Source organism: Shewanella sairae (assembly GCF_023283535.1).
GTDB lineage: Bacteria > Pseudomonadota > Gammaproteobacteria > Enterobacterales > Shewanellaceae > Shewanella > Shewanella sairae.
In genome coordinates this window covers 21,397-32,885 of record NZ_JAKILT010000058.1, presented here as the reverse complement: position 1 = coordinate 32,885, position 11,489 = coordinate 21,397, and the positions used below count along the sequence as shown (strand labels likewise).

Annotated in this window: 12 protein-coding genes; all 12 read left to right on the top strand. The window is 43.4% G+C overall.

All coding sequences use genetic code 11. From position 1 onward, the window contains the following. Positions 1–76: 76 nt before the first annotated feature. Positions 77–457 (top strand): hypothetical protein, encoded by a 381-nt coding sequence (locus L2748_RS19370; protein ID WP_220783561.1) that lies wholly within the window; start codon positions 77–79, stop codon positions 455–457. 269 nt (positions 458–726) lie between these two features. Further along, positions 727–1,062 (top strand): 2Fe-2S iron-sulfur cluster-binding protein, encoded by a 336-nt coding sequence (locus tag L2748_RS19365; RefSeq protein WP_220783560.1) that lies wholly within the window; start codon positions 727–729, stop codon positions 1,060–1,062. Positions 1,063–1,217: 155 nt separating this feature from the next. Then, the gene (gene sigZ, locus L2748_RS19360) at positions 1,218–1,757 is read left to right on the top strand and encodes an RNA polymerase sigma factor SigZ (protein ID WP_220783559.1); all 540 of its coding nucleotides are present in this window, start codon (positions 1,218–1,220) and stop codon (positions 1,755–1,757) included. 840 nt (positions 1,758–2,597) lie between these two features. Then, on the top strand, positions 2,598–4,628 hold the full coding sequence (locus tag L2748_RS19355) for a cytochrome c3 family protein (RefSeq protein WP_220782214.1): 2,031 nt from the start codon (positions 2,598–2,600) through the stop codon (positions 4,626–4,628). Between the two features lie 73 nt (positions 4,629–4,701). Next, positions 4,702–5,130: a rhodanese-like domain-containing protein gene (locus tag L2748_RS19350; RefSeq protein ID WP_220782190.1), complete on the top strand. Its 429-nt coding sequence runs from the start codon at positions 4,702–4,704 to the stop codon at positions 5,128–5,130. Positions 5,131–5,190: 60 nt separating this feature from the next. Next, positions 5,191–5,973: an FKBP-type peptidyl-prolyl cis-trans isomerase gene (locus L2748_RS19345; protein ID WP_220782191.1), complete on the top strand. Its 783-nt coding sequence runs from the start codon at positions 5,191–5,193 to the stop codon at positions 5,971–5,973. Between the two features lie 74 nt (positions 5,974–6,047). Beyond that, positions 6,048–6,761 (top strand): tetratricopeptide repeat protein, encoded by a 714-nt coding sequence (locus L2748_RS19340; protein WP_220782192.1) that lies wholly within the window; start codon positions 6,048–6,050, stop codon positions 6,759–6,761. A 62-nt stretch (positions 6,762–6,823) separates the two neighbouring features. Continuing rightward, complete coding sequence (locus tag L2748_RS19335; protein WP_220765641.1) at positions 6,824–7,534, top strand: 4Fe-4S dicluster domain-containing protein; 711 nt, start codon at positions 6,824–6,826, stop codon at positions 7,532–7,534. Between the two features lie 2 nt (positions 7,535–7,536). Beyond that, positions 7,537–8,484 carry an NrfD/PsrC family molybdoenzyme membrane anchor subunit gene (gene nrfD, locus L2748_RS19330; protein WP_220782193.1) on the top strand — a complete coding sequence of 316 codons (948 nt, stop codon included), beginning with the start codon at positions 7,537–7,539 and terminating at the stop codon, positions 8,482–8,484. Positions 8,485–8,654: 170 nt separating this feature from the next. Then, a complete protein-coding gene (locus L2748_RS19325) occupies positions 8,655–9,143 on the top strand; it encodes a nitrous oxide reductase accessory protein NosL (RefSeq protein ID WP_220782194.1) in 489 nt (162 codons plus the stop codon). Positions 9,144–9,176: 33 nt separating this feature from the next. Then, the gene (gene nosD / locus L2748_RS19320; RefSeq protein WP_220782195.1) at positions 9,177–10,511 is read left to right on the top strand and encodes a nitrous oxide reductase family maturation protein NosD; all 1,335 of its coding nucleotides are present in this window, start codon (positions 9,177–9,179) and stop codon (positions 10,509–10,511) included. Between the two features lie 66 nt (positions 10,512–10,577). After that, on the top strand, positions 10,578–11,486 hold the full coding sequence (locus L2748_RS19315) for an ABC transporter ATP-binding protein (RefSeq protein ID WP_220782196.1): 909 nt from the start codon (positions 10,578–10,580) through the stop codon (positions 11,484–11,486). The last annotated feature ends 3 nt before the right edge of the window (positions 11,487–11,489 follow it).

Genomic DNA, 11,489 nt, shown 5'->3' with positions numbered 1-11,489 from the left:
TTGATTTACGGGTCATTTGTTCACCTTGTGTTTAGATGGGGATTATACCCCTTACATCTTGGTGTCCAAATTCACTATGCCACTACAAACATGGGCTGGAAACGAAACACGTGAGTTTTATGCTAAACAACAAATTAATGTTATCAATAATATGATACTTAATGCTTTTAAAGATATGATAAATATCCCTGCTAGTATTTCATTTGAAGTTTTGATGATGACGGGATCTCTGCCTGATAAGGTGGCTGGTATTGCTAGCTCGTTATACTTTACGATTCCAGCAGATAAAGTTGATTTTATTGTGTTTACGTCTTCTGAAGATATAACTGATCGGGAAGAAGCATTAAAATCTCCACTCGTGCAAGTTATGATGACGCTTGGGATTGTAGAGGAAGAGTCTGTACAGTTTTGGTCTGACCTACCTAACTGTGATTCAGGGGTTTGTGTCAATCAATAACGTTTTGCCCTAAAGCTCATTCGCTGAACTATCAATGATAGTTCAGCTCTTCTAGCTAGTATCTCTCATTTTAATACTCGAGATTAAACGATTTTCAAGCTCAGCTTTCGAGCATGCCCTTCTTTACGTTTTTAAAATAAAATCATTTCTTGTCAACCATTTAGTTGGTTTGTGTTTGTATAAAGGATATTTTTTCGTCTTTTCTGCATGGCTGTCGTCTTACTATCAAAGTTCTTAATTTGCTCCTTAGTGAGCCACAGTAAATCAGTATGAAAGTATTTTCACTCGCATCAATCGTCATTGATAATAGAAAAGTGCTAATAAGCCCACAAGACACCAACTTAGTGGAAGTGGCTGCTAGACTGAAGATTAATATCCCTGCTCCTTGCCTTAACAGTAAGCGCAGAAATGGCTGCTGCAAAGCCTGCTTAGTCGAGATCAACGGAAGTAAAGCCTATGCTTGTGCAACCAAACCTTTGGCTAATATGCAAGTGACTGTGCGTACACAGGAATTAGATAGCATTAGAAAAGCCTCGCTCAGAGCATTTAAGGCACAGATACGAACGGGCAAGCCAGCAGGGTGCCAGTGTTCAGGAACATGTTAGCAAGCGGCTAATATCTGTAAGCAGCTCTGTGAGAAAGAGTCATCAAAGAGGCAATACTTGCTCTTGTTAGGAGCGGCTAACATATCCGCTGCTGATGCATGACTGGACGCTGCTTGTTATCGTTTTATTTTCGTCAATAATTTTTAGAGGTACTGATGAAGCTTGAAGATATTTGGTCTGCTTACCGACGTCAGTTAGAAGCATTTTTGCATTCAAAAGTGTCCAATGCTGCAGATGTTGAGGATTTACTACAAGACATTCTGATTAAGACTCACGGTAATCTTGATAGCCTGCAAAAGGAGGGGAGTATTCAATCTTGGTTATTTCAAATAGCCAATCGAACTATAATTGATTTTTATAGGAAAAAGGCGCGCCTAAAAGATCAGCCTGCGGAACTTTGGTATCAAGAAAATCCGTTAGACATTAAAGCGGAACTTGCTCCCTGTATTGAGCCTTTTTTAGCGGCATTACCTGATGATACGGCATCGCTACTGCGCGCCATTGACTTAGAGGGGAGATCGCAAAAGGAATATGCGCAGGAATTGGGGATCAACTACACCACTCTTAAATCTAAGGTACAAAAAGCTCGGGTAACACTTAGGGGCTTATTTGAGGGCTGTTGTCACTACCGTTTAGACTCTCAGGGTAACTTGATCGATTTCGAACAAAAAGCAGCATCATGTAAAAGGTGCTAGATAGTGTCATTCGGTGTATGTCTGTAGCGTCGCATAGACATTAGACATTAGACATTAGACATTAGACATTAACGATAGCACTGTAAAATATTGAAAGTGGTAGGCGATATACCTACCAATTTTACATGCTGCTAAGGTGTTGCTTTAAGCGAGCAGGCGTCTTGAAGCTAAAGGAGTAGCTTATAGCGTCGAATACACTCGCCTTAAATCCGCTAGGCAATCCCCCTAAAAGTCGCTCTACTTAGGGCGCTTTTAGGGTTCTAATCTGAGTTTCTTTTTTACCAGTCTGGCTTCTCCCCCGTTGTAAATTGCATCTTCTTGTCGGCTCTAGCCAAATATTTACTCCCTCTGACAGTTTGCGTGAGCAAGCTTTTATACTCTGCGGCCTAAATTCGCCCAAAGCTCATCAGAACGACTCCCAGTTGACGACTTTTCTAAAATCCATCGCAGCATCTACCTATTAATAGTTATTCTGGGGCAAGCCCTGATACCGCCTAAGCTTGCGCGATTGCGTGAGCATTATCGGTTTTGTTTTTGCCGGTCATTTGCAACTTTTTTGCGATTAAAAAAAGCTAAAGTTGTGATTTTTATATCTAAAAAGATCTATCCGTATCCTTTTAAGTTGCTGTTTCTATTTGTTAATACGTTTTTTATATCTAATCGCTTCTGATGGATTTTTAAGTGTGCTGTAGCGCAGATTTTTAGTGTTTTTTATGTGGAAAATAGTCATCGCTCAGTTGTTTAGCTCAATCGGTGAACGGTTAGTTTTTAAAAATGTGTGCCGCTATAGGCTCACAAAAAACAGTGAAAAAAATAAAATAATATAAGTAGGAGTGAATGATGAGACGGTGGAAACACAAGGTAGCATTAAGCATGCTGTTTTGTTTTGGTGCCATTGCCAATGCGAACGCTGCTGGAAAATATGACAGTATTCCTCAAATGGGTAAAACCGCTAAAGGGGCAATTGCTGAATACAACGGTATGCAACAAGTCAATGGCGTGAAAACGCTACAAGACTATATTGTTCAAGAAGAAGAGTTATTCGATTATTTATTTGAGAACCACCCAGTATTCAAATATCAGCAAGCCGGTAACTTGATTGGTGATTACCATATCAGTGACCGTGGTGAAGAGTATTTAGATACCGGCCACAGCCCTAACTACAGTCAGCGCGTTGGTGCGCCTCGCGCAGTTCAGTACCGTTTAGGTGCTAAATCAATTTTAGATTATCCAAACAATTTCGTTGGTCCTGAAAAGTGTGCTGAATGTCATGCTACTCAATATGAGAAATGGCAGCGTTCGCGTCACGCTAAAACAATTCGTTTCCCTGGCGAACACCCAGAAGTGGACAACGATATTGAAAAGACCATGTACAACACTAAAGACACGTCTATTTTGCCTGACGGTATTACCCCAGACATGATCTATGCAACTGTTGGTACGCCACGTACTAAATACGGTTTCATCGATGCATGGCTAGTACGTGGTACTTACCACATCAGAGACGGTTTGTTACGCGACGGTACCGGTAAAATGGTAGCGGGTGCTAACCAGTTCTCTCGTGGTTGGGCTGAATGGTTAACCCCAGAAATGTCTAAGAAAATTAACGACGTTATTCCAGAATTCCCAACAACCCTAGCAGGTTTCGGTGGTTCAGGTTCGCACCAGCAAGGTATGAGTTCATACGGTGCTAAGTACGAAAAAGAGATGTTGTTCCAACCAGCAAGTTCTTACTGTGAAGTGTGTCATACGTTCAAGTTTGACTTCCAAAACAAGCAAGAGTTCTTCGATGCATTAGGCGACCCTAAGAAGCTACAAGAGCACACGATTTCTCGTGGTATCGCTTGTGAAGAGTGTCATGGCGCGGGTGGTCACTTAGATGGTGGTACTGGCGGTATGCAGTCTAACTGTGAACGTTGTCACCAACGCTTCCAGTACGACCCAACACTTGCTGACACGCCTCAAGCACAAGAAAAGCGTGAATACGCTTTCGGTGTGAAGATGAAGTCACTATGTCCATCATGTGGTACTGAAGGTTCACAGATGTATAACTCTGTGCACTACGAGAAGGGCATGCGTTGTACTACATGTCACGATCCACACGAAGTGACTGACGGTGATTGGCAGTCTGGTTTCACTACACCAAAGCTGAAGAAAGACTGTAAAGACTGTCACGAAGCGCAAACTTTGATTGCTGAAAACTCTGATACTCACAACCAGCAAACTTGTCAAAGCTGTCACATGCCTAACATGGGTAGCTGTGAAAACTTCAAGGCACTGCAGTTCCCTGACCAAGCTGGTTTCGACGCAGTACGTAAGTCTCACATGTGGAAGATCCAAGTTGATCCAACACTGAAGACACTAAACCCACCAGAAGGTGAGCCACGTACTCAAGGTCCTGAAGCGGGTAAAGGTTGGACTGTGGCTAAGAACGAAGAAGGTCGTAACTATTTAGACTTAATGTGGTCTTGTGCGCGTACTTCTATCTCTGACCACGACGTGGTTGAGAACAAAGGTTGTCACAGCCAGTTCCAGTCTGAACTTGAAACAGGCCTACATTACGAAGACCAGTTAGAGATCTACGGTGAAGTAATGAAGATGCAAACACCTGTTAAAGAAGTTTTCTCGAAAGTTGAGCAAGCTCTTGTACGCATCGACCAGCTATTAGAAGTCACTAAGCTGTCTACTGAAGACAAGACTCAAGTGCTAATGCTAGCTGAGAAAGCGACAGAGACTGTTGATCTAATCAAGAAAGACGGCTCTTGGGGTGTGCATGGCTTCCGTTATAGCCAGAAGCGTCTAGATGCAGCGCTAACCTATGTTACGCAAGCGCAAAACATCTTAGATGGAACAGGTTACGCAGCTAAATAAGCCGCCTAACTAGTTAACCGCCTCGGCAGGCATTGCACAGCAATAACTGCCGAGGCAATTAGAGAGAAAAATGATGAAAAAAGCACTGGGTCAAATTCTGTTAAGTCTGACGTTAATTGCAAGTTCAGCCAGCTGTTTAGCAGGTGGTGGATCTGAGATGGCACCTGCTCATCGTTATGAGCATCAGCTTACGACTATCAGCATGATGGAAGCTGAGTCCTTAGTCGGCAAGGAAGGCGTTTATTTCTTTGATGTGAATACGCTTGAACTTTGGGCTGAAGGTTTCATTCCAGGTGCTATTTACTTCAACGTTAAAGATTGGAAAAAGTTACTGCCAGCTAAGAAAGATGCAGTGATGGTGTTTTATTGCGCTAACCGCCTATGTAATGCCAGCGAAATTGCGGCACATGAGGCGTTGAAAATGGGTTACACCAATGTTTTACAAATGCCTGATGGTATCTACGGCTGGCGCTTGTCGAACCGAGTAACTGAAAAACCATAACAGCAGGATGTTAGGTCATAAACCTAGTTCGTACAGAATTGATTTAAAGAGATAATTATTATGAAAACATTTACAAAAACTACCCTAGCTGTTGTGACAGGTTTCACCCTGTTTATGTCTGCCAACTCAATGGCCGCAACCGAGCTGACTTCTGATGTACAGAAAGAGTCTTACAGTATCGGTGCTTCTTTAGGTAAATACATCTCTGGCCAAATCTATAGCCAAACAGAACTTGGTGCTGAAGTAGATGTAGACCTTGTCATTGAAGGTGTGGTGGATGCACTTAAAAACAACCCACAGTTTTCAGATGAAGAAATTCTCACTTTCCTTAATCAGCGTGCTGAGCAGCTAAACACTGCACGTGAAGCTGCAGAGGCGAAGATTGCTTTAGCAAACCTGACTGCGGGTAATAAATATTTAGCAGAAAACGAGCAGAAAGATGGCGTTATGGTTACTGAGTCTGGTCTGCAGTACCAAGTGGTTAGCGAAGGGGAAGGTCGCAAGCCTAATCCACAAGATGTGGTCACTGTGCATTACAAAGGTTTCTTAATCGATGGCACAGAGTTTGATGACTCGCATAAACGTAACGAGCCAAATCGCTTTGCATTAATGAGCGTGATTGACGGCTGGCAAGAAGGCATTCCGTTAATGAACGAAGGCGCAACTTATAAGTTTGCTATCCCTGCAGCGCTTGCCTATGGCGACAAGCAAGTAGGCATTATTCCGCCAAGTTCAACATTAGTATTTGAAGTTGAGTTAGTGAAAGTGGAAGCACCTGGCGACAACGCACATGGCATGGGCCTAAGTGGTATGGGCATGGGCGGCATGATGGGTGGCCACTAGTCGCTGCGCTTAACTGATACATAGAAAAGATTTTAAGTTTTTGTTTGAGTTAGTTTCGTTTGTAGAGAGTCACTATGAATAGTTTAGCTATCGGTATTGCTGTCACCTTAAGTGCAGTTATCACCCTAATTTGGCGTCATCATCACTCTAGTCAAAAGCATGGTGTAACCCTGATAGCTAAACCTTTCGATGATGGAAATGATGAGCACTCTGTCAACATTAAGGTCCCCATGGGGCTATCTGTAGTGCTCTTTACAGCGACGCTAGCTATTTATTCTCAATTAGGCCATTTCAATGGCTGGAACAAAGGAGTGATAGACAGCAATATTGATTACCTGATCACCGCAGAAATCAATAAAAATGCTAAGAAAGTCAACGAGCAACCTAGCAATGAAATTGCATTATTAAATTTGGCTCAATCCTACGTGGATGGTGGCTTATATAGCGAGTCAGTACAAACTCTGGATGATTTACTGGCGCTTTCTGGCGATAGCGCAAGTGTTCTGGGGATGAAAGCTAATGCCATGTATTACCGCGATCATCGAGCGATGAGTTTAGACATTGATTTGGTGATTGCCAGAGCGTTAGCGCTCGACCAATACGAGCCTCAATCGCGTCTGCTACTGGCTACCCACGCTTATCTTACCGGCGAGTATGAACAAGCTATCGAGCAATGGTTAATCTTACTCAAAAGCGATAAGCAGAACTTTAACCGAGCCTCAATTAATAATGCAATTTTACGAGCAGAGCAAAAATTAGCTAATCGTTCAGTGGCTGCATCTGAGTAAAGTCACGTAAAACCTAATAAGTATAAATATATCAGCATAATAGCTGATAGCTGGAGGATGCTGTGAGTGAAAATATAGAGAGACGGAGGTTCCTTAAGTGCTTAGGAGCCAGCTCTTTGATAATAGCGCCCTTAGGGTGTAGCTCTGTCAAAGAGGGTGAGTCAGATGCTAACAAGCCCCATTACGCGATGGTGTTTGATCAAAATAAATGTACTGGCTGCGGTGAGTGTAAAGAGGCCTGTAACTTAGCTAACAATCTGCCTGAAGGTAAGTCTAGATTGCTAATGGAACAGCACTCTGGTGGGCTCGAAGGTCAGCCTTGTCCACATTGTGGCAAAACCACTGAATGTGGCTGTGAGCGTAAGTTCGTCCGTGTGTCGTGTCAGCAATGTAAGAACGCCCCTTGTGTCACTGTTTGTCCTACAGGTGCGGCGCATCGCGACGAAAAGACTGGCATTGTGACCATGGACGCGGCTAAGTGTGCAGGTTGTAAATACTGTATTGCGGCTTGTCCATACGATGCTCGATTTATCAATAAAGAAACCGATGTCGCCGACAACTGTGACTTCTGCCTGAACAGCAAACTTGCCATTGGCGAGTTACCTGCTTGTGTACAGAAGTGCCGTTACGATGCACTGATTTTTGGTGATATTAACGACCCGACATCCTATATCAGTAAGCTATTACGAGTAAAAGATTCTGTGCGTATTAAGCCAGGATTTGGTACTGAGCCGAGCTTACGTTACATCCCTATTGTTAAGCTAGGAGTATAGATATGGACGGCAATATTGAATTTACAATGGGTCTGTCTGAGGGACTTGCTTGGCCTTGGCCGATTGCTGTGTATTTGTTTTTCGCAGGTATTTCTGGTGGTGCGCTAGCCACTGCGTTATTTCTCCGATTCTACAAAAAGCAGACAACCAATACGCCATTTTATAAAGCTGCAGCATTAATCTCATTTGTGACGATTAGTTTAGGTATGTTGTGTTTGGTTTTAGACTTAACCAACCCACTGTTCTTCTGGCGAATTCTGGTTTACTACAACCTAAATTCAGTGATGTCGATTGGTGTTATCGCGCTTTCGGTTTATATCCCGTTAGTGGCGCTAATCTGCCTATTCGCATTTGAAGAAGAGATCCGTGAAATCCCAGCGCTGAAAGCATTAGTGCCAGTAGTCGAAAAGCTACAAGGGATCCGTCGTCCATGTGAAATTGCGGTACTGGTACTGGCTTTAGCAGTGTGTGCTTATACCGGTTTCCTTATTTCGGCTCTAGTCCGTTTTCCTATCATCAATACTTCTGTTCTGCCGGCGTTATTTATTGCCTCTGGTATTTCAGCGGGTGCAGCATCAGCCAAAATGGTTGCTGTATCGATGTTTAAAGAAGACCTACACAGCCAAGATATGAAGATCCTTCATGGCGCTGAGTGGCCAATTATGATTGCTGAAATGCTATTTATTTTCATGATTGTGACTTCGCTAATGACAGGCAACGCAGGAGCACAAGGTGCATTTGAAGCTTTCCATACTGGTGAGTGGGCGGCGGTGTTCTGGTTTGGTGTTGTGGGTATCGGTTTCGGTGGTCCATTACTGCTTAACTTTGCCACAGGTAAAACCTTTAGCCATAGCGCTAAAGCCTTCTACCTATCAGGTGTTTGTGCCGTGGCAGGCATGATGTGCTTGCGTATGTTTATTCTTTACGCAGGTCAAATCTTTGCAGTGTAACCAACAAGGTTTATTGCAAAGTTGGCAACAGATTCGCTCCTAATACCCCGTCCCTGCAAGGCCAGTGTTAGGAGCCGAATTTATTGCTAAACAACTCAGCTCACGCCTTGCCGTTTTACTTCAGGCAAGGCAGTGAGTGCTCTTCTTCGGTATTCTAAGTTGGACCCACTATGAAAAAACTGCTGCTTGCTCTGCTATTTATTCCGCTAATGTCTGCTTGTAGTCAAGGTGATGCGGCGTCGCAGTCAACCCAAGCACAAGCGATACATGATCATGACCGTTGCCACCTTTGCGGCATGATGATCACTAAATACCCTGGGCCTAAAGGTCAGTTAGGTTTGAAAGGGGAGACCATAGTGCCAAAGTTCTGCTCTACGCGAGATATGTTTAATTTTGCGCTGCAACCTGAAAACAAGCGTCAGATCACCCATTTAAATGTACATGATATGTCGATTACAGATTGGGAAAAACCTGACAACAATGCCTTTATCGATGCGACCACTGCTTGGTATGTTTATGGTACTAGTAAGAAAGCGGTGATGGGTCCTGCGGTGGCGTCATTTTCTTCTAAAGAAGCGGCGACGCAGTTTGCCAATGATTTTGGTGGCGCAGTACTGACTTATGACCAAATTACTATTGAACTACTTGCCGGAGAGTAGTGCCACTTTCAGTATTAATCGCGGTAAATGCTTATGAGCAAGCTCATCACTTTTTGTCCTAGATTAGCCAATACAGCAAGCACTCACTTTATCCGCCTTGCTGCTTTGCTCGTTACTCTTGGTTATGGCGCTATTTGCCAAGCTGAAACTATTCACGTCGACAATACCGCTCAATTGCAGCAAGCATTAACTGATGCCAAATCAGGTGACCGTATAATGCTCGCTGCTGGGCGTTATCAAGCACCATTTGCAATTCGTCAGTCAATTACTCTATCAAGCTTAGGTGACAGCGTTATCGATGCCGCAGGGGTAGGGAGTGCGCTTACCGTGTTTGCTGCCTATGTTGAAATATCAGGCTTACGAATTGAAAACTGGGGGAATGATCATTACGAGCGTGATGCGGCTATTTTGGTAGAGCCGGGTTCTGATGGCGTTAAAATTCATAACAATCACTTGCAGGGCAACGGCTTTGGTGTACGTGCTGATGAGTTAAATAATATTAAAATCAATAACAACGTGATTGTGGGTAATAACACACTGTACACCTTAGATAGAGGTGATGGCATTCATCTGCAGCATGTTATTGGCTCTGAGATCTGGGGCAATACCGTTTCTGGTGTGCGTGACGGGGTGTACTTAGAATCCAGCAGCCAAAGTAAAGTTTACGACAATCAATTGTTCGACCAGCAATATGGTATTCATTACATGTATACCCATGATGACGAAGCTTTTAATAATCGCAGTTACCAAGTCGATGGCGGTTATGCACTGATGGATTCGAAACGCATTCACTTGTATAGCAACAAAGTGTGGGATGCGATTGATTTTGGCATTTTACTCAATATGACCAAAGACTCGCTGGTGGAATTAAATCACGTCGAGCAGATCGTTAACCGCAGTGTAAATCAAATTCAAGGCCAAGGCCAAGAGGGCAAAGGTATTTTTGTCTATGGCGCCCGCGACAATACCATTATTAATAACCATTTTGCCGACAATGATATTGGCTTTTATATGGCTATGGGCGGCGAGGACAATCAAGTTTACGGTAATCAGTTTATTGATAATTTTTCTCAGGTTAAATATGTCGGCGACAGCCTTTTAGAGTGGAGTCATCAAGGGCGGGGTAACTATTGGAGTGGCTACCTTGGTTGGGATCACAACTCTGACGGTATAGGAAATACGGCTTATCAACCTAATGATAATATCGATAAACTATTTTGGCTTTACCCAGAAGCTAACTTCTTAATGGATAGCCCTATTGTGATGGTGTTGCGCTGGGTACAGCGCCAATTTGAAATCACTGAAATTAGCGGCATTGTCGATAGTTACCCTTTGCTGGATACAAACCCTACTTTCAGCCATCACTAATAGGGGCTATTGAGCGGATAGGGCGCGAGTGTGTCGATTAGCAATATAAGCACGTTTGGAGAATCAATGAATTCTGGTTTAGCGGTATCTGCGCGTAATATTCGGCATCAATTTGCTGACTTTATCGCCTTGCAGGATGTCAGTTTTGAAGTCCCGCGGGGACAAACTATGGCGCTGCTTGGTCATAATGGTGCGGGCAAGTCGACCCTTATAAAAATCATGTTGGGTTTGATAAAGCCAAGCGCTGGTGAAGTGAGAGTACTGGAGCAAAACTTGTTTGGTCTAGCCAAACGTGCAGATCTTAAGATTGGTTATTTACCTGAAAATGTCAGTTTTTACGATAAATTAACCGGTAAAGAGATTTTAAGTTATTTTGCTGCTTTAAAAGGTGTGACATCAACACGGGTAAAACAACTACTGCAGGAGTTTGGCTTAGAGTATGCCCAAGACCGTGCCTTAAAAACCTACTCTAAAGGCATGAAGCAACGCCTTGGTTTTGCACAGGCGATTTTATCTGACCCAGAATTATTATTGCTAGATGAGCCTACAGTGGGTCTCGACCCTGTGGCATCTAAGTTTCTCTATGGCAAGATTGCCGAGCTTAAGCAGCAAGGGTGTGGGGTTATCGTATGTACTCACGAATTGTCACTCATTGAAAATAACATCGATATCGGGCTGATTTTGGCCAAAGGGCAAGTATTAGCCCAAGGCAGTTTGGCTGATTTACGTAACGGCAGCGGCTTGAAAACACGATTGACTTCGCCGCAGCTAAAAGACGCCATAGTACAGCGCCCAGAGCTTGCTGCTTGGTACCAGGATGACGCGCTGTTGCTAGATACTCAGTCTAAAACTCAGGTATTAAAGTTGTTAACTCAAGAGTGCCAAGTATTTGATTTCAGCTTACAGCAACCGGCTTTGACTGAGATCTATCATTTTTATATGGGTCGCTGTGCTCAAGTTGAAGAGGTGAGCTAAGGC